Annotated in this window: 20 protein-coding genes; 15 read left to right on the forward strand and 5 right to left on the reverse strand. The window is 69.0% G+C overall.

Translation table 11 applies throughout. The features are described from left to right. From prcA to B4L26_RS06055, 8 genes are all read left to right on the forward strand, one after another. Positions 1–625: proteasome subunit alpha (gene prcA, locus B4L26_RS06020; protein WP_290717020.1), on the forward strand; the 625-nt coding region annotated here is incomplete at its 5' end. A gap of 3 nt (positions 626–628) precedes the next feature. Continuing rightward, complete coding sequence (gene pafA, locus B4L26_RS06025; RefSeq protein ID WP_290717023.1) at positions 629–1987, forward strand: Pup--protein ligase; 1359 nt, start codon at positions 629–631, stop codon at positions 1985–1987. A gap of 20 nt (positions 1988–2007) precedes the next feature. Further along, positions 2008–3003, forward strand: coding sequence for a helix-turn-helix transcriptional regulator (locus B4L26_RS06030; RefSeq protein ID WP_290717025.1), 996 nt, complete (start codon positions 2008–2010; stop codon positions 3001–3003). Continuing rightward, positions 3003–4037 carry a helix-turn-helix transcriptional regulator gene (locus B4L26_RS06035; RefSeq protein WP_290717027.1) on the forward strand — a complete coding sequence of 345 codons (1035 nt, stop codon included), beginning with the start codon at positions 3003–3005 and terminating at the stop codon, positions 4035–4037. The genes B4L26_RS06030 and B4L26_RS06035 overlap by 1 nt, the downstream gene beginning before the upstream one ends. 59 nt (positions 4038–4096) lie before the next feature. Further along, a complete protein-coding gene (gene tatA, locus B4L26_RS06040) occupies positions 4097–4342 on the forward strand; it encodes a Sec-independent protein translocase subunit TatA (protein ID WP_290717030.1) in 246 nt (81 codons plus the stop codon). Between the two features lie 12 nt (positions 4343–4354). Beyond that, a complete protein-coding gene (tatC, locus tag B4L26_RS06045) occupies positions 4355–5317 on the forward strand; it encodes a twin-arginine translocase subunit TatC (RefSeq protein WP_290717034.1) in 963 nt (320 codons plus the stop codon). 3 nt (positions 5318–5320) lie between these two features. Beyond that, entirely contained in the window at positions 5321–8083 is a 2763-nt protein-coding gene (locus B4L26_RS06050; protein WP_290717036.1) for a DEAD/DEAH box helicase, read from the forward strand. 68 nt (positions 8084–8151) lie between these two features. After that, entirely contained in the window at positions 8152–8934 is a 783-nt protein-coding gene (locus B4L26_RS06055) for a DUF4333 domain-containing protein (RefSeq protein WP_290717039.1), read from the forward strand. Between the two features lie 7 nt (positions 8935–8941). Here B4L26_RS06055 and B4L26_RS06060 read toward each other — a convergent pair whose 3' ends face one another. Further along, positions 8942–9883 (reverse strand): 5'-3' exonuclease, encoded by a 942-nt coding sequence (locus B4L26_RS06060; protein ID WP_290717070.1) that lies wholly within the window; start codon positions 9881–9883, stop codon positions 8942–8944. A 94-nt stretch (positions 9884–9977) separates the two neighbouring features. Between B4L26_RS06060 and B4L26_RS06065 the strand changes: the two genes are divergently transcribed. Beyond that, positions 9978–11264: an MFS transporter gene (locus B4L26_RS06065; RefSeq protein ID WP_290717042.1), complete on the forward strand. Its 1287-nt coding sequence runs from the start codon at positions 9978–9980 to the stop codon at positions 11262–11264. On the opposite strand, the gene B4L26_RS06070 is transcribed toward B4L26_RS06065, so the two are convergent. Continuing rightward, the gene (locus B4L26_RS06070) at positions 11196–11951 is read right to left on the reverse strand and encodes a PIG-L family deacetylase (RefSeq protein ID WP_290717073.1); all 756 of its coding nucleotides are present in this window, start codon (positions 11949–11951) and stop codon (positions 11196–11198) included. The genes B4L26_RS06065 and B4L26_RS06070 overlap by 69 nt on opposite strands. Before the next feature lie 145 nt (positions 11952–12096). On the opposite strand from B4L26_RS06070, the gene htpG reads away from it, so the two are divergent. Continuing rightward, positions 12097–14058: a molecular chaperone HtpG gene (gene htpG / locus B4L26_RS06075; protein WP_290717045.1), complete on the forward strand. Its 1962-nt coding sequence runs from the start codon at positions 12097–12099 to the stop codon at positions 14056–14058. 4 nt (positions 14059–14062) lie between these two features. Here htpG and B4L26_RS06080 read toward each other — a convergent pair whose 3' ends face one another. Beyond that, the gene (locus B4L26_RS06080; protein ID WP_290717048.1) at positions 14063–15004 is read right to left on the reverse strand and encodes an N-acetylglucosamine kinase; all 942 of its coding nucleotides are present in this window, start codon (positions 15002–15004) and stop codon (positions 14063–14065) included. Positions 15005–15017: 13 nt separating this feature from the next. After that, on the reverse strand, positions 15018–15848 hold the full coding sequence (locus tag B4L26_RS06085; RefSeq protein WP_290717051.1) for a crotonase/enoyl-CoA hydratase family protein: 831 nt from the start codon (positions 15846–15848) through the stop codon (positions 15018–15020). A 97-nt stretch (positions 15849–15945) separates the two neighbouring features. On the opposite strand from B4L26_RS06085, the gene B4L26_RS06090 reads away from it, so the two are divergent. The 5 genes from B4L26_RS06090 (at position 15946) to B4L26_RS06110 (ending at position 20277) form a co-directional block, all read left to right on the forward strand. After that, a complete protein-coding gene (locus B4L26_RS06090; RefSeq protein WP_290717054.1) occupies positions 15946–16620 on the forward strand; it encodes a PaaI family thioesterase in 675 nt (224 codons plus the stop codon). After that, the gene (locus B4L26_RS06095) at positions 16617–17375 is read left to right on the forward strand and encodes a VOC family protein (protein ID WP_290717057.1); all 759 of its coding nucleotides are present in this window, start codon (positions 16617–16619) and stop codon (positions 17373–17375) included. Before B4L26_RS06090 ends, B4L26_RS06095 begins: the two co-directional genes overlap by 4 nt. 63 nt (positions 17376–17438) lie before the next feature. Continuing rightward, positions 17439–18731, forward strand: coding sequence for a sensor histidine kinase (locus tag B4L26_RS06100; protein ID WP_290717059.1), 1293 nt, complete (start codon positions 17439–17441; stop codon positions 18729–18731). Next, on the forward strand, positions 18719–19363 hold the full coding sequence (locus B4L26_RS06105) for a response regulator transcription factor (protein WP_290717061.1): 645 nt from the start codon (positions 18719–18721) through the stop codon (positions 19361–19363). Before B4L26_RS06100 ends, B4L26_RS06105 begins: the two co-directional genes overlap by 13 nt. A 32-nt stretch (positions 19364–19395) precedes the next feature. Then, a complete protein-coding gene (locus tag B4L26_RS06110; protein WP_290717064.1) occupies positions 19396–20277 on the forward strand; it encodes a hypothetical protein in 882 nt (293 codons plus the stop codon). A 9-nt stretch (positions 20278–20286) separates the two neighbouring features. Here B4L26_RS06110 and B4L26_RS06115 read toward each other — a convergent pair. After that, positions 20287–22476, reverse strand: a 2190-nt coding sequence (locus B4L26_RS06115) for a heavy metal translocating P-type ATPase (protein WP_290717067.1), incomplete at its 5' end; no start/stop codon positions are given.

A 22476-nucleotide genomic window follows, 5' to 3' on the forward strand; every position in this document is an offset into this window, starting at 1 on the left:
CGCGGAGAACCCGTCGAACACGCTCCGCAAGATCTCGGAGATCTACGACCGCATCGGATTCGCCGCGGTCGGCAAGTACAACGAGTTCGAAAGCCTGCGCCGCGCCGGTATCCAGCTCGCCGACTTGCGTGGATATAGCTACGACCGCGCTGACGTCAGCGGCCTGTCCCTGGCCAACGCCTATGCAACGACGCTGGGCACCGTGTTCACCGAGCAGCCAAAGCCCTACGAGGTGGAGCTTTGCGTCGCCGAGGTCGCCAAACCGGGCCGCGACACCCCGTCGCAGCTCTACCGCATCGGATACGACGGCTCGGTGGTCGACGAGACCCGGTTCCTGGTGATGGGCGGGCACACCGACGCGATCACCACGGCCCTCGCCGAATCATTCGAGCCGGGCCTGGAGTTGGCGGCGGCCCTGCGGGTCGCCGTCGACGCGCTGTCCACGCCGGTCTCGGCGCCGGCGGGCAACGGTGGCGACGCTACGGCAGCGCCGCGCGAGCTGACGGCGGCCGACCTGGAAGTCGCCGTGCTCGACCGCACTCGGCCGCGCCGGGCGTTCCGACGCCTGGGCCATGACGAGGTATCCACTCTGCTGGACGGCGGCCGATCGTCGAAGAAGGGTTGAGCCATGCAGCGCCGGATCATGGGTATCGAGACCGAATTCGGGGTCACCTGCACCTTCCGGGGACACCGCCGCCTGAGTCCTGACGAGGTTGCGCGCTACCTCTTCCGCCGCGTGGTGTCGTGGGGTCGCAGCTCCAACGTGTTCCTCGACAACGGTTCACGGCTCTACCTCGACGTCGGTTCGCACCCGGAGTACGCGACCGCCGAGTGCGACGACATCCTCACGCTGATCAACCACGACCGGGCCGGTGAGCGGATCCTCGTCGACCTGCTCGTTGACGCACAGAACCGACTGGCCGACGAGGGCATCGGCGGCGACATCTACCTGTTCAAGAACAACACCGACTCGGCGGGCAACTCCTACGGGTGTCATGAGAACTACCTGGTGGTGCGCTCGGGCGAGTTCTCCCGGATCTCCGACGTCCTGCTCCCGTTCCTGGTGACCCGGCAGTTGATCTGCGGAGCGGGCAAAGTGCTCGCGACGCCGAGTTCGGCGCAGTTCTGTCTGTCGCAGCGCGCCGAACACATCTGGGAGGGCGTGTCGAGCGCGACGACGCGCTCACGTCCGATCATCAACACCCGCGACGAGCCTCATGCCGACGCCGAGAAGTACCGCCGCCTGCACGTGATCGTCGGGGATTCGAACATGGCCGAGCCGACCACGATGCTGAAAGTCGGTTCGGCGCTGCTGGTGCTGGAGATGATCGAGGCTGGCATGAGCTTCCGCGATTTCGCCCTGGACAACCCGATCCGGGCGATCCGCGAGATCAGTCACGACCCCACGGGCCGCCGGACGGTGCGGCTGGCCGGCGGGCGCGAGGCCAGTGCCCTGGACATCCAGCGCGAGTACTACGCGCGCGCGGTGGACCATCTGGCCAACCGTGCACCCGACGAGATGCTGACCAAGACCGTCGATCTGTGGGGGCGGATGCTCGACGCCGTCGAATCCGACGACTTTTCCGCCGTCGACACCGAGATCGACTGGGTCATCAAGCGCAAACTGTTCAACCGCTACCTCGACCGCTACGACATCGACCTGGGTGATCCGAAGATCGCCCAGCTCGACCTCGCCTACCACGACATCAAGCCGGGGCGCGGTGTCGCCGACGTCTTGACCCGCAAGGGTTTGATCTCCCGGGTCACCACCGATGAGGCCGTCGAGGCGGCGGTGCACACACCGCCGCAGACGACCCGGGCCCGGCTGCGCGGCGAGTTCATCAGTGCCGCCCAGGCCGCCGGGCGCGACTTCACCGTCGATTGGGTCCACCTCAAGCTGAACGACCAGGCACAGCGCACCGTGCTGTGCAAGGATCCGTTCCGCTCGGTCGACGAGCGTGTCGATCGGCTCATCGCCTCGATGTAGGTGGCATTACCCTGGTAGTCGTGCCCAAACGCGAGAAAGTCGAGCGACAGCTCAACCTCGTCATCTGCCTGCTGTCCACCCGACAGTTCGTCTCCGCCGAGTACATCCGCGCCAACGTGGGCGGCTACTACGAGAACGACAGCAGCGACGACGCCTTCTACCGCATGTTCGAACGCGACAAAGCCGACCTGCGTGAATTGGGTATTCCGGTCATCACCGGCCCGACCTCGGGCTTCGGAGAGACCGAGGACGGCTATCGGATCGACCGGGAGCGCTACGAACTGCCCGACATCCACCTCGAGCCCGACGAGGCGGCGGCGGTCGCACTGGCCACCGCGCTCTGGGACAGCTCCGAGGTCGCGGAGATCGCGCAGAGCGCGGCGCTCAAACTGCGCGCCGCCGGGATCGACGTAGCCGCCGACCAGGAGTGGGGCATCGGCCCGGCCGCCGTGGCCGGGCGCGGCACCGGTGACGAGCGGGTGCTGCGCGCACTGCTGGAGGCCAGTGAGAAGCGTCAGGCGGTCGAACTGGTCTACCAGCGCCCGGGCGCCAAGGCGGTCAAGCGCGTGCTTGAGCCCTGGGGGGTGGTGACCAGACGGGGTCGTTGGTACGTCCTGGGTCATGACCGCGACCGCGACGAGCGACGCACCTTCCGGCTGTCGCGGATCACCGAGGTGACACCGACCGGACCGGTGGCGGCCTTCACCCCCGCCGTGACCGGCGACGGACTGCGCGACGCCGTGGCCGAATCGGTCGACGCGGCGTTTCGCGAGACGGTCACCACGGCCCGTGTCTGGGTGGCCGCCGATCGGGCCGACGGACTGCGCCGATTCGCGGTGAGCGCGGTGCCTGCGCAGCTCGACGGCGTCGACGGCGACGACCTGGTCATCGAGTACGACTCGAGCACCGCTCTGACACGCGCGGTCCTGGCAGCCGGACCTGATGCGGTCGTGCGCGAACCGCAGTCGCTGCGCGACTCGGTCGTCGCGGCCCTCGACGCGATGGCGGTGGCGTGATGGCCGCCCCGTCGGTATCGCGGTTCTCCCGACTATTGGCGATGGTGCCCTACCTGGCCGCGCGTGACGGCATCGAGCTCGACGAGGCGGCCGCCGACCTCGGTATCACCACGGCGCAGCTGACCAAAGACATCGAGCAGCTGTTCGTCTGCGGTCATCGGGAAAACGGTTTCGAGGACCTCATCGACGTTCAATACGACTCAGGGTATGTCCGGGTTGCGTTTACGGCGGGAATGGACCGACCGCTGCGGCTGACCGGGGCCGAAGCGGCGCTGCTGCAGACCGCGTTGGCGACACTCGCCGATATCGCGGGCGTGGACACCGATGCGACGCGACGGGCGATCGCCAAGATCGAGGCGGCCATGGCCGTGCCGGTGCACCGCAAGAAGAAGAAGGGCCTGCGGGCCCGCGGCGAAGAATTGGCGGCCGCGGCAGCCGCTGCGCGTGAGGCGGCACAGGCAGGCCAGGCAGTCGACGACGATTCGCCCTCGAGCGGCCGCGACGCCGTCTTCGAGGAGGTGCACGCCGCGGTCCGTGAACATCGGGCGCTGCGGATCCGCTATTACACCCCGTCGCGCGACACGATCAGCGAGCGGATCGTCGACCCGATCACCGTCCAGCTGATCGACGGCAGCGCCTACCTGCAGGCCTGGTGCCGCTCGTCAGAGGACACACGGCTGTTCCGCTTCGACCGGATCGAGGCGGCACAGCGTCTCGATGAGCCGGCCGCTCCGCCCGAACAGGCGGTACAGTCGCCCCCGCCAGCCGGTTGGGAGGACGAGGTCCTGCTCACCGCTGAGCTGGAGATCGACCCGGGTGCGGCGTGGGTCATCGAGAACTACCTGGTCGATCTGCTCGACGAACCGTCGGATGACCCGACTCGCCCGGTACGGGCCCGGGTGCGCTACGGGTCGGCCGAATGGCTCGTCCGCTTTCTCCTGGGATCCGGGGGCTCCATCCGCGTGGTCGACGAGCCGGAGGTGGCTGCCGAAGTGTCCCGTCGGGCCGTCGCGGCGCGCGCGCACTACCGGTAGCGGGCGGTCGCGTAGACTCGACACCGAGTTCACGACCCGATCGAGCAGGAGTTCGTCCAATGGGAGCAATGAGCCCGTGGCACTGGGCAATCATCGCCATCATCTTCGTCGTCTTGTTCGGGGCGGGGAAGCTGCCGGCTGCTGCCCGCGGACTGGGGCAGTCGTTGCGGATCTTCAAGAGTGAGATGCGCGAGATGACCGGCGACGGCAAGACGGCCGATGCGCCCGAAGCCGCGCCGCGCGAACTGCCGCCGGGGGAGAAGGCCGCTGATGCCGACCCCGCGTCGGAGAAGAAAACGGCTTAGCCCACCCCACCTGTGCGCATCCCCTTCGACCCTCGCCGCCGCCGCAGCAAGGTCAATCCCGACGGCACCATGTCGTTGGTGGACCACCTGCGTGAGCTGCGCAGCCGTCTGATCATCGCGCTGGTGGCGATCGCGGCGACCACGGTCGTCGGGTTCATCTGGTACTCGCAAGGCGTGTGGCGGCTCGAGTCGCTCGGGGAGCTGCTACGCGGTCCGTACTGCAGCCTGCCCCAGGACGTGCGCGCGTCGTTCTCGCCCGATGGGCAGTGCCGACTGCTGGCGACCGGGCCGTTCGACCAGTTCATGCTGCGGCTCAAGGTCGGCATGACCGCCGGTGTCGTCTTGGCGGCGCCGATCTGGTTCTACCAACTGTGGCGGTTCATCACGCCCGCCCTGCACCGCAACGAACGGCGTTACGCATTCAGCTTCGTCGCGACGGCCAGCTTCCTGTTCGTCATGGGAGCCGTGCTGGCCTATCTCGTCGTCGGCAAGGCCTTCCACTTCCTGCTCAGCGTCGGCAGCGAGGTGCAGACCACCGCGCTGGACGGCAACAAGTACTTCGGGTTCATCCTCAACCTCCTGATCATCTTCGGGATCAGCTTCGAATTGCCGATCCTGTTGATCGCACTCAATATGATCGGCGTCCTCAGCTACCAGCGCCTCAAGCAATGGCGGCGCGGCCTGATCTTCGGCATGTTCCTATTTGCCGGGGTCGTGACGCCCGGACAAGACCCGTTCACGATGCTGGCCCTGGCGCTGTCGCTCACCGTCCTGCTCGAACTGTCGATCCAGGTGGCCCGCGTCAACGACAGGCGCAAAGCCCGCAAGCGGAGTGCGATCGAGTATCTGTCCGACGACGAGGCGAGCCCGATCCCGGCGCCGAGCGCCCGGCCGGTGGCCAGCCAGATTCCCGCCTCCGCGGGTGCCACCCGACAATCGGTTCGCGACGAACAGAACTTCGATGACATCCTGTAGTCGATGACTACTCTTGCGGACTTCACAGCACGCCTGGACTTCCGCCTCGACGACTTCCAGCGGCAGGCCTGTGAGGCCCTCGCCGCCGGCCACGGCGTGCTCGTGTGCGCGCCCACCGGAGCGGGCAAGACGATCGTCGGGGAGTTCGCGGTCCACCTGGCCCTGGCCAGCGGCACCAAATGCTTCTACACGACGCCGATCAAGGCGCTGAGCAACCAGAAGTTCCACGACCTGGTGGCGATCCACGGCGCGGGCAACGTGGGGTTGCTGACCGGCGACAACTCGATCAACGCCGATGCCCCGGTCGTCGTGATGACCACCGAGGTGGTCCGCAACATGATCTACGCGCAGTCGCCGACGTTGAACGGGCTGTCCTACGTCGTGATGGACGAGGTGCACTTCTTGGCGGACCGGTTCCGCGGTGCCGTGTGGGAGGAGGTCATTCTGCACCTCGACCCGTCGGTGCGGGTGGTGAGCCTGTCGGCGACGGTGTCGAACTCCGAGGAGTTCGGCGCGTGGATCCAAACGGTGCGCGGTGACACGACCGTCATCGTCGACGAAATCCGGCCGGTCCCGCTGTGGCAGCACATGCTGGTGGGCAACCGGCTGTTCGACCTGTACGACCCGCGCACCGTCGCTGAGGGCGGCAAGCGCGTCAACCCGGAGCTGACGCGCTATATCGCGCATCGCGACCTGTCGTCGGCGGGCGAGCGCGATGACCGTCGCGGCCCGCGGACGCGGGGGCGCGACCGTGGGCGCGGACGAGCCGGGGGACAGCGCGGCGGCACACGGCCGGTGTCGCGCCCGGAGATGGTGGTGCGGCTGGACCGCGACGGCCTGCTGCCGGCCATCGACTTCATCTTCTCCCGTGCCGGGTGCGACGGTGCGCTGGCGCAATGTGTGCGCTCGGGCATCAACCTGCTCGACGACGAGCAGCGGCAGCAGGCACTCGAAATCGCCGACCGCTACCTGGCGGAGCTGTCACCGGTGGACGCGGAGGTGCTCGGCGCCGACCAGTGGCGGTTGGGTATCGGGCGCGGGTTCGCCGCCCACCACGCGGGTCTGTTGCCGACTTTCCGGCACGCGGTGGAGGAACTGTTTGTGCGCGGACTGGTCCGCGTGGTGTTCGCCACCGAGACACTGGCACTGGGCATCAATATGCCGGCGCGTTCGGTGGTGCTCGAGCGCTTGGTCAAGTACAACGGCGAGGCGCACGTCGACCTCACCCCGGGCGAGTTCACCCAGCTCACGGGACGGGCCGGGCGCCGCGGGATCGATACCGAGGGGCACGCGGTCGTCGTGTGGACCCCGCAGATGCAGGTCGCCGAGGTCGCGGGCCTGGCCGGGGCGCGGACGTTCGCGCTGCGCAGCTCGTTCACGCCCGAGTACAACATGGCGGTCAATCTGATCGACCGGCTCGGTCTTGACGGTTCGCGCGAGCTGCTGCTGCGCTCCTTCGCCCAATTCCAGGCCGACCGGTCGGTGGTCGGGCGTGCCCGCAAGCTCGACGGCCTGCGTCATTCGCTGCGCAAGGTCGACGGTGAGTTGGCGCGTGCGGCGCAGCAGCGCGGCATCGAGGAGGCGGTCGACGACGACGCCGACTACCAGGGTTTCGTCGGGTACATGGAATTGCGCGAGGACATCCGTCGGCGCGAGCGCGAACTCCGGTTCGCCCGCCGCGACGACGCGCAGCTCGATATCGGCGAGGCGCTGGCCGGACTCAAGCGGGGACAGATCATCGGCCTCTACGGCAACCGGCACCGCGGTACGGCCGTCGTCGTGGAACCCGCCGAGAACATCGTCGATCCGAAGCCGATGGTGCTGGCCGAAGACGGTTGGTGCGGCCGGGTCGGTGTGCGCGACTTCCTCAACGCCCCCGAGGTCCTGGGAAACATGCGCCTGGCCCGCCACGTCGACCGGCGCACCGGTCGTGGGCGTCGTGACCTGGCGTCGGCGCTGCGGGCGACGGGGGTGGACCTGCCCAAGGGCAAGCAGCGCAAACGGGCGGCTGCCGCCGATGACGCCGAACTGGCCCGGATGCGGGCCCAGCTGAGGGCTCACCCGGCTCATCGCACCGCCGACGACGAGGAACTGGTGCGACTCGCCCAGCAGCGCAACCGGCTGTTGCGCGAGGTGCGCGCGCTCGACGAGGAGATCGCACAGCGGACCTCGGAGTTGTCCATCACTTTCGACAAGGTCGTGGCCGTGCTGTCGGAGCTGGGCTACCTCGCCGACGAGACTGTCACAGACGCCGGGATGGTGTTGCGCTCGATCTACAGCGAGAGCGACCTGCTGGTCAGCGAGTGCCTGCGCGAGGGTGTGTGGCGTGATCTGGCACCCCGGGAATTGGCGGCCGTCGTCGCCAGCCTGGTCTACACGTCGCGGCGCGAGTCGGCGGCTGCGGCGGACCGACTGCCCGGGTCCGCGGCATTGCGCGGCGCACTGGCGGACACGAACCGGATTTGGCGCGATCTCGTCGAGGTCGAAATGCGCCACGGCGTCTCCCCGACGCGTGAACCAGACACCGGATTCTCGGTCGCGGTGGCGATGTGGGCGTCGGGCCGCTCGTTGGCGGAATCGCTGATGGCCGCCGGTGAGGCGGGACAACTCCTCTCGCCGGGTGATTTCGTCCGCTGGAACCGTCAGGTCATCGATCTGCTCGACCAGATCGCCGGATGCGCCGGTCCGGGAGATGGCGTAGGACGCGCCGCGATCGCGGCGATTGGTGCGATCCGCCGCGGTGTGGTCGCGGTCGAGATCGGCTGACTTGCGGTAGCGTTGGCCCCGTCTGCCACCGCAAATCCGGTGCGCCGCGTTGACGAGGAGGGACCGCCATGACCGATCCGCTGCAGCCAGGCTCCGGGGAGTCGAGCAACGACCCGGCGCAGGATGCGACGCAGGTCGTCGAGCAACCGACCGCGCCCGAGGCCCCGCCGGTCCTGGAGTACCCGATGCCCGCCCGACCCGATCAGCTGGCGCAGCCGGAAGCAGCTGTGCAACCGTCGGCCGCTCCGTATCCGCCGCCCGGACCAGCGGTGACGCCACACACCGATGCGCCCCAGTATGCGGCACCGCAATACCCGGCGCCGGGGCAGCCGGCGTATCCGGTTCCGCCGGGGGCGCAGGCTCCCGGGCAGTACGCGCAGTACGCCCCGCCGGCGTACGGGCAAACCGGTCCGCTGCCGGTTTACGGTCAAACCGGTCCGCTGCCGGTCCAGACCGGCCCGGCGCCGTACGGTCAGCCGCCCTACGGTCAGCCAATGCAGCCGGGCCAACCTGGCGAGGCTAAATCGGGCCCGAATACCGCACTCAAGGCCATCATCGGCTCGCTCATCGCGGTGCTGGTCGTCGGCGGCCTCTTGGCTTTCACGGCGTTCATCGCTCCGGGCTGGGCACCCAAGACACTGTCGCAGTCGGGCGCGCAGGACGGGGTCAAGCAGATCCTGACGAACAACTACCAGGTGGAGAAGCTGTCGAATGTGAGCTGCCCCAGCGGTGAGCGCGTCAAGGAGGGGAACTCCTTCGACTGCACCGTCACCATCGAGGGTCGGCAGCAGAAGGTCACGCTGACCTTCATCGACAACAAGGGCGGCTTCGAGGTCGGTGCGCCGCACTGACCACCGGTCACGGCGATGGCCAGGACAGCGCCGCGCCGAGCCGTTGCAGGGATGATTCGATGCCCAGCTCGGTGCCCAGGGCGACCAGGGCCGCCGGATCGGCCGGTGCAGCGGGGAGTCGGTCGTCGGGCTGGTCGACGAGTTCGGCGTCGTTCTTGACGAACACGACGGTGCGCGCGGCCTGAAGGTAGTCGGCCGATTCCAGCAACGATGACCGGGCCCGTGGCTTGAGGGCCGGTGCCCCCGTCTTGGCCGCTGCCTCCAGTGCGTCGAGGCTGCCGAATTCGACGAGGAGTTTCGCCGCGGTCTTCTCGCCGATCCCTGGCACGCCGGGCAGTCCGTCGGACGGGTCGCCCCGCAGCATCGACATCTCCGCGTAGTCGGTGCCTGCACGTGCGGGGGTCAACCCGTAGCGCTCTGCTACCTCGACCGGCCCCATCAGCTGGGCTTTCGCCAGCCCCTGCCCCACGTAGAGGACGCGCACCGGCACCGGATCGTCGGCCACCACTTGGAGCAGGTCGCGGTCGCCGCTGACCACGAGAACCGGGTCGGTCGCCTCGGCGAAGGCGAGGGTTCCGATCACGTCGTCGGCCTCGCACCCGGGTGCGCCGGCAGTCGCGACGCCGGCACACCGCAGCGCGGTCAGGATCATGTCGACCTGCGGTGTCAGCGCATCGGGCACCTCCTCGACGTCGACACCGGTCTGGTCGTCTGCGGCCGTCTCGACCCGGTGGGCCTTGTAGGAGGGGATCAGGTCGGTGCGGAACGTGGGTCGCCAATCCAGGTCGAGGCAGACGACGAGACGGCTCGGTTCGTGCTTGGCGACCAGTGCGGCAATGGTGTCGAGGAATCCGCGCACCGCGTTCACCGGGCGGCCGTCGGGTGCGGTTACCTTCTCCGGGATCGCGTAGAAGGAGCGGAACCACAGGCTCGCGCCGTCGAGCAACATCAGTGAGGACATGCCGACAGTCTCGCATGCGCCAATCGGAGTAGCGTCGGAAGAACGGGCTTGCGGGACGTCGATGAAGGGGCGGTAGGGCTTGATGGCAGTGCGGGAGTCACGGATGTTCGCGTCGCTGCAGCACCGCAACTACCGCATCTACTTCACCGGCGCCCTCGTCTCCAACATCGGCACGTGGATCCAGCGGGTCGCGCAGGCGTGGCTCGTGCTCGAGCTGTCGCACGGCTCGGCCGTCGCCGTCGGGATCACGACCGCCCTGCAGTTCCTGCCCTCGCTGCTGCTGTCCCCGGTCGGCGGTCTGCTCGCCGATCGCATGGACAAGCGGCTGCTACTGGCCCTGACGCAGGGCTGGATGGCCTGCTCGGCGCTCGTCCTGGGGGTGCTCGCTATCAGCGGTGTCGCGCGCACCTGGCACGTGTATTTACTTGCGCTGATATTCGGCATCGGGGCGGCCGTCGACGTGCCGACGAGACAGGCGTTCGTCACCGAGGTTGCCGGTCGGGAGAACCTGACCAACGCGATCGGGCTCAACAGTGCGTCGTTCAACGCCGCGCGTCTCGTCGGCCCCGGTGTCGGGGGCCTCATCATCGCCGGCTGGGGCAGCGGGTGGGCGATCCTCACCAACGCGGCCAGTTACGGCGCCATGCTCATCGCGCTGTTGGTACTGCGGCCCGACGACTTGGACCGCGCCTCGCCGGTGGCACGGGCGAAAGGCCAGATCCGTGAGGGCTTTCGCTACGTCGCGGCGCGCCCCGATCTCCTCATCGCGCTGGGGGTGGGCTTCGGGGTCGGAACCTTCGCATTGAACTTCCAGCTCACCAACGCCGTCATGGTGAACACGGAATTCCACCTCGGCGCACAGGCCTACGGCTGGGCCGGATCGGTCATGGGCATCGGCTCGTTGACCGGTGCGCTGCTCGCCGCACGCCGCAGTCGCACGCCCCGGCTCCGGTTCGTCGTCGGTGCCGCCATGGTATTCGCGGTCCTGTTGGCGCTACTGGGCACTATGCCCGGGTATGTCCCGTACCTGCTGGTGCTGCCCGTGGTCGGGCTCGCCGGACTGTTGACCATGACGGCGACCAACATGTTCGTCCAGACGACCAGCGATCCGTCCCTGCGGGGCCGGGTGATGGCGCTCTACGCGATGGTGATGATGGGGGGCACGCCGTTCGGTGCGCCGCTGATGGGGTGGATGGCACAGGAATTCGGGCCCCGCGCACCGCTGATCGGCGGCGCTGCGCTGCAAGTCGTGACCATCGCGGCGGTGATCCTCGTCGTGCGGCTGCGGTTCGGCTCGACATCACTGGTCGAGGCTGCGCCCACCTCCGACGAGGTCGCGCCGCACGTAGCACTCCCACCCGAGGAGTGACTCGCGCACCGGTGCGTCGAGAGTGCGAATCGCGCGCATCGTCTTGCTGCGGGCGAACTCGGTGCGGTGAGCCTGCAATGCGGCCCACTTCACGTCCAGGAAGTCGCGGACGTCGATCGTCTCGTCGATCCGCTCGTCGGGGGTGCCGACGCTGCGGCCAGGCGCTTTGACCGCCATCACCTGCTCCCAGGCTGCTCGGGAACGCGATTCGCTCACCGTGACGAGATAGATCGACGACACCTGCCAAGCCGGTCCCTCGTCGGGGTAGAGGTGGGGCTCGGCGGCCGCCTCGGCGGCTGCCAGGCAGAGGCGGTGGGTGTGGATGTGGTCGGGGTGGCCGTAGATCCCGAAGGCGTCGGTGGTGAGGATGATGTCGGGCCGCAGCGCGCGCACATGGGCGGTCAGCGCCCGCACCTCATCGTCGAAGGGTGCGTCGACCAGCGGAGGGAGGTCGGCGGAGCCGGGGACCCCGCCGTCGGCGTAGCCGAGCATGATCGGCGGGCGGGGCAGGCCCAGCGTCGCCAGTGCTTCGACGAGTTCGAGGTGGCGTGGCCGACCGATTCCCCACGTCGTGGTCACCACATCGGCCTCCCCGCCGGCGGCGCAATGCCGGGCCAGGGTGCCGCCCGTCCAGATGGTCTCGTCGTCGGGGTGGGCCTGGACGCACAGAAGGCGCGGCAGCGTCATTCCCGGCGTCATGTTCTCAGCATAGGCAGTCATGCCCGAGAATTCGCTGTCGCTGTGCGCTAATACACTGTCGTCGGGAATTGCCAACCCGGCCCGGCCCTTCAACGATTTCTGAAGCCGGGCCCGACGAAAGGATGAAGCGACCATGGCGGCACCGGAGACGATGGAGTTCCAGGCCGAGACGCGCCAACTACTGGACCTGATGGTCCACTCGGTCTACTCGAACAAGGACAGCTTTCTGCGGGAGCTGATCTCGAACTCCTCGGACGCCCTCGACAAGCTGCGCATCGAGTCGTTGAAAGACAAAGACCTCGACGTCGACACCGGTGACCTGCACATCACGCTGGATCCGACCGTCGACGGTGACACGCGCACCCTGGTCGTCGCCGACAACGGCATCGGCATGTCGCGCGACGAGGTTGTCGGACTCATCGGCACCCTGGCCCGCTCGGGCACCGCGGAGCTGCGGCGCAAGCTTGCCGAGGCGAAGGATGCGGCGGCCTCCGACGCACTGATCGGGCAGTTCGGCATCGGCTTCTACTCGACGTTCATGGTGGCCGACAAGGTCACCCTGCTCACGCGCAAAGCCGGCGAGACCACCGGCACCAAGTGGGAGTCGACCGGGGACGGGACGTACACGATCGAGACGGTGCAGGACGCTCCGCAGGGCACCAGCGTGACCCTGCTCCTCAAGCCCGCCGACACCGACGACCACCTGCACGACTACGCCGACCCCGCCGAGCTGCGGCGCCTGGTCAAGCGGTACTCCGACTTCATCAGCTGGCCCATCCGGATGGAGGTCACCGTTCCCGCCCCGCCGCCCGCCGAGGGCGAGGAGCCGGGAGAGCCGACCATCGAGTGGCAGACCCTCAACTCCGGCAAGGCGCTGTGGGCCCGCTCGCGAGACGAGGTCTCCGACGAGGAGTACGCCGAGTTCTATCGGCACGTCAGCCACGCCTGGGATTCGCCGCTGGAGGTCGTGTCCGTCAAGGCCGAGGGCACTTTCGAATACGAGGCCCTGCTGTTCCTGCCGACGCAGCCCCCGTTCGACCTGTTCTCGGTGCAGCAGCGCGGCGGGATCCACCTCTACGTCAAGCGCGTGTTCATCATGGACGACGCCGACCTGCTGCCCGAGTACCTGCGGTTCGTGACGGGCGTCGTCGACGCCGCGGATCTCTCGCTGAATGTGTCGCGCGAAATCCTCCAGCAGGACCGCCAGATCCGGGCCATCCGCCGACGGCTGACGAAGAAGATCGTCGGCACCGTCGGTGAGCTGCGGGCATCGCGCCCCGACGATTACGCGACATTCTGGCGGGGTTTCGGTCGGGTGTTCAAGGAGGGCCTGGTCAACGACCCCGACAACCGCGAGGCCATCCTGAAGGCCAGTGCCTTCACGTCGACGCATGCGCCAGCTGACGCCGCCGCTGAGGCGCTCACCTCCATCGCCGAGTACGTCGGCCGCATGAAGTCGGGCCAGGACGCGATCTACTACATGACCGGTGAGTCGCAGCAGCAGATCCGCAACTCCCCGCACATGGAGGCGTTCGCGGCCAAAGGGATCGAGGTCTTGACGCTGTCGGACCCGGTCGACGAGATGTGGGTGGACGCGGTCGGCGAGTTCGACGGTCACAGCTTCGTCTCCATCGCCAAGGGTGCCGTCGACCTCGACGCGGAACGCAGCGACGAGGAGAAGGCCGCCGCCGCGGCGGAGCAGGAGAAGCAGGGCGAGGAGTTCGCCGACCTGCTGGCCTGGCTGGGGCAGGTTCTGGGCGAGGACGTCACCGAGGCGCGGCTGTCGAGCCGGCTCACCGATTCCGCAGCCTGCCTGGTCGGTGACGCCTACTCGATGTCACCGCAGTTGGAGAAGCTCTACCGGGCTTCCGGGCAGCCGGTGCCGCACATGAAGCGGGCACTCGAACTCAACCCCGCGCACCCGCTGGTGGCCGGACTGAACAAGGCCGTCGCCGCGGAATCGGAGCGCGAGACCCTGGTGCCGACGGCACAACTGCTCTACGGCCTGGCGCTGCTCGCCGAGGGTGGGGAGTTGAAGGATCCGGCGGCGTTCGCGAAGACGCTCGCCGACTCGCTGGCCGCCGGCCTGGACTGACCGGTTACCGGCCTGCACCGGCGACGAGCCGCGTGATCGGATTGTCGCCGGGCAGGTCGAGTAGCAGCGACACTCCGTCGAGCGGGATGCCGTACGGGTCGGCGGTGGTGATTCCCGGCTGCGCGGTGGCCACCAGGTCGCGGAAACGTGCCTGCAGCTGCGGGTTGGTGGTGATCACCTTGCCCATCCAGCTGACCCGCCACGGATCTCCGGGTCGCCATCCGGCGCCGCGCAGCGCGGCACCCACCGACACCGCCAGCTCTTCGGCCGCCGATTCGATGATGCCGTGTGCCACGGTGTCACCCGCCTCGGCGGTGGCGGCGACGATCTTGGCGAACCCGGCGGTGCGCCGCACGCGCAGCGGGTCGCCCTGCATGATCATGTAGATCTCGTCGAGCGGGCCGAACTCCGTTTGGGCGAGTTCGGTGAGGGCGGTCGGCGCGCCACGGCCGTCGAAGGCGCGCAGCGCAGCCTCGACCCCGGCGCGGCCGATCCAGTAGCCGCTGCCGGCGTCGCCGAACATGCCCCAGCCGTCGACTTTGGCGGTCGCCGATCCGACGCCAAGGGTGACGACACCGGTGCCCGCAGCGACGACCGCGCCGGGTTCGAGGCGGTTTGCGGCGAGGAACGACGTGACCGAGTCGTGGGCCAGGGCGACCCGCGTGACACCGGCGGCGGCGCAGGCGACGAGTAGTTCGTCGGGCCGGGTCGCCCCCGGGGTCAGACCGGAGACGCCCGCGGCGAGTTCGGCGCCGGGCAGCGACCGGCCGCCCAACGCCTGTTCGACGAGATCGGCGACCTGGGGGATGACCGCGTGGTCGGTGCGGACGCCGGGCAACTCGACGACCACCGGTTCAGGGCGGTCGGGGTCGGTAACCCGGACCCGCGCGCCCGTCTGGCCGCAGTCGATGGCGATCCGCGGGCGGGGGCTCGTCGCATCCGACATCGGCGGACCCGTCCTACTTGCCCTGGAAGTTCGGCGGCCGCTTCTCGAAAGTGGCGGTGATGGCTTCGGTCAGGTCCTCGCTGGGGAGGAAGGCGGCGTTCCAGGCTGCGACGTAGCGCAACGAGTCCTCCACCGTGGCGCGGCGCGAGTGGTCGAGCACGGTCTTGGTGCCCTGCACGACCAGCGGCGGCAGATCGGCGATCTCGCGCGCGGCGGCCCGCGCGGCGGCGAGCACGGCCTCGCCGTCGGCGAAGACCTCGTTGACCAGGCCGATCTTCTCGGCACGGGTGACGTCGATGTCCTTGCCGGTGAAGGCGAGTTCACGCAGGTGCCCCTCGCCGATGATGCCGCCGAGGCGGGCGAGTGAGCCCATGTCGGCGACGATGGCGACGCGGACCTCGCGGACGGAGAACTTCGCGTCGGCGCTGGCCAAACGGATATCGGCGGCGGTGATGAGGTCGACGCCTCCGCCGATGCACCAACCCGCGACAGCAGCGATGACCGGCTTGCGGCAATCAGCGACGGCGTTGATGCCGGCCTGCATCCGCTTGATGGTGTCGTGGAACTCGGTCCGCGGCCGGGCCTTCGCGTTGTCGGCGAGGACTTTGCCGAAGTCGCCGGCCATAGCGGGCAGGTCGAGGCCGTAGGAGAAGTTCTTACCCGACCCGGTCAGGACGACCGCCCGCACGTCGCCATCGACGTCGAGCGCGCCGAACAGCGGCACCAACTCGCTCCAGAAGTCGGGGCCCATGGCGTTGCCCTTGCCCGGGCCGATCAGTGTCACCTCGGCGACGCCGTCAGCCACCGTGACGTCGAATGCTTTCCATTCTTGGACATAAGTCATGGGGTAGACGCTACTCGCGGAACACCCCGCAATTGAACTGGGCCGCACAGTTGTAACGTGTTCTAGAAGTGCGTTGCTGCGGAGAGCGAGGACGGCGATGTCGGTGTTCGATGGGGCCCAGGCGCAGTGGCGCTCGGCCGAGCGGGATTCGGCCGAGGAGATCGCTGCGCAGGAGCAGCTTTTCGGGCCGTTCACTGACACGGTCCGGTCGTTGATCGACGCCACGCTCCTCACCGACGCCGACCCCGATGATGTCACCGCGGCCCAGGCGTTGGTGGAGCAGGCGACGGCACTGTTGAACCGACGCCGCATGCCTGCGCCGTTCGGGGTCAAGTGGGGCGTCGACGGCACACGGCGCTCCTGGGGCAATGCGGCGATGGGGCTGCGCAATCCCATTGCGGCGCCGCTGCAGGTGTTCCCCGAGGACGGTTTCGTCCGAGCGCAGGCGAACATGGGCGCGGCTTACGAGGGTCCGCCCGGTGTGGTCCACGGTGGCATGGTCGCCCTGCTGCTCGACCAGGTCCTCGGTGCCGCCGCCTTCTACGCCGGGGTCCCTGGGATGACCGGGACGCTGACCATCCGCTATCGGGCGGCGACGCGGCTCGGCCCAGTGCGGCTGGAGGCGCGCGTCGCCCGCGTCGAGGGGGTGAAGACGTTCGTGACCGGTGAATTGAGCACCGACGACGGTCTCTGTGCGGAGGCGGAGGGCGTATTCGTGCTGCCCAAGCAGGTGCGCGACTTCAGGGCGGCCAACCCCGACCTCAAGCTGTGAGCGCCGCGATGGGCGTCGCGTCGGTCGTCATCCTGGACACGCACGGACTGGACGCCGCGGCGGCGGCCTACGGCACCCTGCTGGGCGCACCGTCGGTGCAGTCCGATGGGCCATGTCAATGGCAGGTCGGCAGCACGCGTCTCGTCGTGCGGGGCGGCGACGGTGGTCCCAGGGTGCTGGTGCCCGCCATCGACCTCGTGGATCCGCAGTCCGCCGATGTCTTCGTCGGCGCAGGAGCCCTACTCGCCAGGCGTGCCCGGGCAGTGGTGCCGGCCGAACCGATCGCGGGTGCGCGGACCGCCGTCGTCGACGGCCTGCCCGTGGGGATCGTCGACACTGCCGGCCTTGCGCCGGTGGATCCAGATCGCAGCGGCGACATCGTCGGACTGGACCACATTGTGATGAGCAGCGGCTCGCGTGACGAGGCACTCGCGCTGTTCGGGGCCGTACTGGACTTCGACTTCCGGCTCGAGCAGAACCTGTCCCTCGGCGACCGCGGCCGTGTACACCAGCTTTTCCTGCGGGGCGCCGGGACGATTGTCGAGGTCCTGGTCGACGACACGGCCGGACCCGGCATCACACTGTGGGGGCTGGCGTGGACCAGCCGTGACATCGAGGCCTCGCACACCCGCTTGGCCGAGGCTGGCGCCGACCTCAGTGAGATCCGCAAGGGCCACAAACCCGGTACGCGCGTCTTCACCGTTCGCGGCGATGCGGTCGTCGTCCCGACGATCGTCATCGGCCACGGGGGTTAACCCCCGCCGGGGTGTCCGGATAACGCGGTATCGCGCAGAGGTCGGGCTGCCTAGATTCGAGTCATGGCTGTGGCAACCTTTGCACTCGATCCCACCCCCGACCTTGTTGCGCGATGGCGGATCGGCGTAGTGCCGACCGCGTCGATGCTCTTGGGCGCCCTGATCGGCGTCGTGTGGTTCTGGATCCCGCTCGGTATCGCGATCGTCGCCCTCTCGTCGATCCCGTCGGTCATCGGCTTCCTGCTCGCCGGAGTGGTGTTCATCTACCTGATGCGCGGCGTCGAGTGGATGGAGCGGCTGCGCAGCGAAGCAGTGTTCGGCATGGGGATCGGTGTTCCACCGCGGACGATGTCGGAGTACGCGGGGTTTCAGGGGTGGGCGCACCAGCTGTGGCTCGATCTCAGCAGCGCCCGGTTCTGGAAGGGCGTCGCCCACCACTACCTGCGGATGACCGTCGACATCGTGGCCGGGGGATTCGCATTCGCGCTGGTGGTGTTCGCATTTCTGGGCCCCGCCGCCGCCACTGCGATCCGGCACAGCGACGCCGACGCCGGGCTGGAGTTCCTGCCCCCGCCGTTGGCGTGGCTGGTGTCGTTGGTGGCGATCGCCGTCGCCACCGCGATCATGCTGTTCACCCCGGCCCTCGACGCCGTGATCGACCGCTGGTTGCTGTCGCCGTCGCCGACCGCGGCGCTGCGCCACCAGGTCGACGCCTTGGCCGATGCCCGGCAGGGAGCGGTGTCGTCGGCGGAGGTCGAGCGGTACCGGATCGAACGCGACCTGCATGACAGCGTGCAGCCCCGGCTGGTGTCGCTGGCCATGACCATCGGCCTGGCGCGGACCAAGCTCGACACCGATCCGGGCGGTGCCCGCGCGCTGATCGACGAGGCGCACGACGACGCGAAGAGCGCCCTGGTCGAGCTGCGCAACGTCGTGCGGGGGATAGCCCCGACGATCCTGGCCGACCGCGGCCTCGACGCCGCACTGTCCTCGGTGGTCGGCCGTGCCGAGACGTCGGGCGTACCGACGTCGTTGAACGTCGACCTGCCGCGGCGGCTACCCGCCGAAGTCGAGGCGGTTGCCTACTTCGTGGTCGCCGAGGCGCTGACCAACGTCGCCAAACACGCCGGTGCCACTCGGACAGTGGTCACTGTGATCCTCGACGAGACCGACGACGTCCTGTGCGTGTCGGTATTCGACGACGGCCGCGGCGGCGCAGCGATCGAGGCCGGTGACAACGCCACCGGCCTGATGGGCCTCGCCGAACGCGTGCGGGCGGCCGGCGGAGTGTTCGACGTGTCCAGCCCGATCACCGGACCGACTATTGTGACGGCGGTGCTGCCATGCGCATCGTGATCGCCGAGGACTCGGCACTGCTTCGGGCGGGCATCGAGCGGATCCTGGCCGATGCCGGGCACGAGGTCGTGGCCGGTGTCCCCGATGCCACCGAGCTGCTGCGGATCGTCACGCAGGAGCGACCCGACCTCGCCATCGTCGACGTGCGGATGCCGCCGACCTTCACCGACGAGGGCATCCGCGCCGCGGCCCTGCTGCGCAGCCAGAACCCCGAGTCGCCGGTGTTGATCCTCTCGCACTACGTCGAGGAGCGGTACGCGTCGGACCTCATTGCCGCGGACACGCGGGGATTCGGATACCTGCTCAAAGACCGGGTGGCCGACGTGCCGGCCTTTCTGGCGGCCGTCGACGCGGTCGGCAGCGGCGGGACCGCGCTGGACCCCGAAGTCGTGTCGCAGATCCTGGTGCGATCGCACCGGCGTGCCACGCTGGACCAGCTCACCCCGCGCGAGCACGACGTTGTGGCGCTCATGGCGCAGGGCAAGACGAACTCGGCGATCGCCGCCGAGCTGTACATCTCCGTCGGCTCCGCGGAGAAGCACATCGCATCGATCTTCACCAAACTCGGCCTGGCCCCCGACGAGAACGAGAACCGCCGCGTACTGGCGGTCCTGCGCTACCTCGAGACCTGACCGAGCCCGCCACATACCGGAAGGACACCACCATGACTGCACCCGCTGTTCGACCACCGGTCGATCCGCCACCCCACCTGACCTCGGGCGGTCGCTCGACTGTCCGCGTCCTGCTCGTCCTCGTCGCGTCGGCGGTGCTGGCGGTGAGTCTCACCGGACTGGGCGTCGCCGCGTGGGGGGTGAGCAACCTGCGGGTGGTCACCGATCAGCAGGCGTTGCCCGACGATATGCGCACCCTGGTCGTCGACACCGCGTCGGTACCGGTGGCGATCCGCATCGATCCGGCCCGCGACGCCCGCGGGGCCACCGCGCAGTTGCGGCTGGTCAACACCTCCCACAGTGGTGCGCACCGGCTCGTGGTGGACAACGACGGCACGCAGAGCCGGGTCCGGATCGCCGGGAATCCTTCGCCATCGCTCAAGTGGGCGCGCGGTGGCGAGATCACCGTGTCGGTGCCGCCCGAAGTCGGCCGGCGACTTACAGTGCGCACCGAGCAGCGGTTCGGAGCAGTGATCGTGACCGCCGACCTGGACCGGCTCGTCGCCCACGTCGGCGACGGTGCGATCGTCCTGCGCGGTTCCGCGCGGCAGATCGAGGGCCGCACGGGCACCGGCGAAATCGTCGCCCACGAACCCATCTCGGTGACCGAGCGGTTCAGCGTGACCACGTCGTCGGGCAACATCACCGTCGATTTCCGCGACGCCGCGCCACGCACGGTCGAGGCGCTCACACGCAGCGGCGATGTGACCGTCGGGCTGCCCGGGGCCGGCCCCTTCCTGGTCCGCGCCCAGTCGGGTGTCTCGGCAAAGGTCCGGGTCCCCGAAACCGTCGACCCCGTGACCGCGGCCGGCGAGGTCACCGCCCGGTCGGACAGCGGCGTGGTCGTCGTCGAACGGGTGTCCTCGGGCCGATAGTGGTCCGAGCTATCCGGCGAAACGGCGCAAGCGCAGGCTGTTCCCGACGACGAAGATGCTGGAGAAGGCCATCGCCGCACCGGCGAGCATGGGATTGAGCAGGCCGAACGCGGCCAGCGGAATCGCCGCCACGTTGTAGGCGAAGGCCCAGAACAGATTGGTCTTGATCGTCCGCAGGGTTGCGCGCGATAGCCGGATCGCCGTCGCCGCGCCCCGCAGGTCGTCGTTGACCAAGGTGATGTCAGAGGCCTCGATCGCCACGTCGGTGCCCGCGCCCATCGCCATGCCGAGATCGGCCTGGGCCAATGCGGCGGCGTCGTTCACCCCGTCGCCGATCATCGCTACCACTTTGCCGCGGGACTGCAACTTGGCGATGGCGGCGACCTTGTCGGCGGGCATGACGTCGGCGATGACCTCGTCGACACCGACCTCTTGGCCGACCGTGCGGGCGACGGCCTCGTTGTCGCCGGTGAGCAGGACGGGGGAGAGCCCGAGCTCGGTGAATTCGTGAACGGCTTGGCTGCTGCTGGGCTTGACGGCATCGGCGACACCGAGGATGCCGGCGGCCTGCCCGTCGACGCCGACGGCCACCACGGTGTGACCGCGCTGCTGCGCGGCGGCGAACTCCGCGGCCAGGGACTCGGGCAGGGTGATCGACCAGTCCGACAGCAGGGCTGGCCGCCCGATCACGACGGCCCGGCCGTCCACGACGCCCTGGACCCCGCTGCCGGCGAGGTTGGCGAATCCTTCGGGGGTGGGCAATTCGCCCACTTCCTCGCGCGCACCCCGCGCGATCGCCGCGGCGATCGGGTGCTCCGACGCGTTCTCGACCGCCCCGGCCAGGCGCAGCAGTTCGGCGCGGTCGACACCGTCGGCGGGCTCCACGTCGACCAGGGTCATCTTCCCGGTGGTGACGGTGCCGGTCTTGTCCATGACGATCGTGTCGACACGGCGGGTGGACTCGAGGATCTCGGGGCCCTTGATGAGGATGCCCATCTGGGCGCCACGGCCGGTGCCGACGAGTAGCGCCGTCGGCGTCGCAAGGCCCAGGGCGCAGGGGCAGGCGATGATCAGGACCGCCACGGCGGCGGTGAACGCGGCGGTGGCGCCAGCCCCCGAGCCCAGCCACACCCCGAGCGTCGCTACGGCGATCGCGATGACGATGGGGACGAAGACGCCGGCGATCCGGTCGGCCAGACGCGCGACCGGCGCCTTGCCCGATTGTGCGGCAGTGACCAGGCGGGCCATGCTGGCCAAGGTGGTCGCCTCGCCGACGCGGGTCGCGCGGACCACCAGGCGCCCGCCGGCGTTGACCGTCGCCCCGGTCACCGGCGAGTCCGGCGCGACTTCCACCGGCACCGATTCACCGGTGATCATCGACTCGTCGACGGCTGACGTGCCACTGACGACGACCCCGTCGGTGGCGATCTTCTCGCCCGGACGGACGACGAATTCGTCGCCGACGTGCAGGTCGGCGATCGGGACGAGCTGCTCGACACCGCCGCGGATCACCGTCGCGTCCTTGGCGCCCAGGTCCAACAGGGCGCGCAGCGCCGCGCCCGCGTCACGCTTGGCGCGCTTCTCGAAGTAGCGTCCGGCGAGGACGAACATGATGACCCCGGCGGCCGCCTCGAGGTAGATGTGCGAGGTGGCGTCGCCGCGGGCGATCGACAGTGAGAACGGGTGGCGCAGGCCGGGTTCGCCGGCGGTGCCGAAGAACAGCGCGTACAGCGACCAGGCGAAAGCGGCGAGCGTGCCCACAGAGACGAGCGTGTCCATGGTGGCCGCGCCGTGGCGCAGGTTGATCCACGCGGCACGGTGGAACGGCCAGCCCGCCCAGATGACGACCGGGGCGGCCAGGGTCAGGCTGGCCCACTGCCAATAGGTGAACTGCCACGACGGGACCATCGCGAGGATGATCACCGGGACCGAAAGCACGACAGCGCCGATCAGGCGGTGGCGCAGCGCTGTTAGCTCCGCGTCGGCCGACGACGGGGAGCCGCCGTCGAAGCCGTGGTCGTGCGCCTGCGGCGGCGCGGGCAGTGTCGCGGTGTAGCCGGTGGCCTCGACCTGGGCGACCAGGTCGGCGGGGTCCATCGTCGACGGTGCGCTGACATGCGCGGTCTCGGTCGCATAATTGACCTCGGCTTGCACGCCGTCGAGCTTGTTGAGCTTGCGCTCGATCCGGTTGGCGCACGA

It is taken from the genome of Gordonia sp. UBA7599, assembly GCA_002477755.1.
Classification (GTDB): domain Bacteria; phylum Actinomycetota; class Actinomycetes; order Mycobacteriales; family Mycobacteriaceae; genus Gordonia.

Coding starts and splice junctions, on each gene's coding strand:
- B4L26_RS06060 (WP_290717070.1), bottom strand. CDS start 9,883: ATGTTGCTCGACGGCGCGAGCCTGTGGTTCCGCTCCTTCTACGCGATC.
- B4L26_RS06110 (WP_290717064.1), top strand. CDS start 19,396: ATGACTGCACCCGCTGTTCGACCACCGGTCGATCCGCCACCCCACCTG.
- B4L26_RS06090 (WP_290717054.1), top strand. CDS start 15,946: ATGTCGGTGTTCGATGGGGCCCAGGCGCAGTGGCGCTCGGCCGAGCGG.
- B4L26_RS06080 (WP_290717048.1), bottom strand. CDS start 15,004: ATGTCGGATGCGACGAGCCCCCGCCCGCGGATCGCCATCGACTGCGGC.
- htpG (WP_290717045.1), top strand. CDS start 12,097: ATGGCGGCACCGGAGACGATGGAGTTCCAGGCCGAGACGCGCCAACTA.
- pafA (WP_290717023.1), top strand. CDS start 629: ATGCAGCGCCGGATCATGGGTATCGAGACCGAATTCGGGGTCACCTGC.
- B4L26_RS06105 (WP_290717061.1), top strand. CDS start 18,719: ATGCGCATCGTGATCGCCGAGGACTCGGCACTGCTTCGGGCGGGCATC.
- B4L26_RS06055 (WP_290717039.1), top strand. CDS start 8,152: ATGACCGATCCGCTGCAGCCAGGCTCCGGGGAGTCGAGCAACGACCCG.
- B4L26_RS06100 (WP_290717059.1), top strand. CDS start 17,439: ATGGCTGTGGCAACCTTTGCACTCGATCCCACCCCCGACCTTGTTGCG.
- B4L26_RS06070 (WP_290717073.1), bottom strand. CDS start 11,951: ATGACGCTGCCGCGCCTTCTGTGCGTCCAGGCCCACCCCGACGACGAG.
- B4L26_RS06085 (WP_290717051.1), bottom strand. CDS start 15,848: ATGACTTATGTCCAAGAATGGAAAGCATTCGACGTCACGGTGGCTGAC.
- B4L26_RS06065 (WP_290717042.1), top strand. CDS start 9,978: ATGGCAGTGCGGGAGTCACGGATGTTCGCGTCGCTGCAGCACCGCAAC.
- B4L26_RS06050 (WP_290717036.1), top strand. CDS start 5,321: ATGACTACTCTTGCGGACTTCACAGCACGCCTGGACTTCCGCCTCGAC.
- tatA (WP_290717030.1), top strand. CDS start 4,097: ATGGGAGCAATGAGCCCGTGGCACTGGGCAATCATCGCCATCATCTTC.
- B4L26_RS06035 (WP_290717027.1), top strand. CDS start 3,003: ATGGCCGCCCCGTCGGTATCGCGGTTCTCCCGACTATTGGCGATGGTG.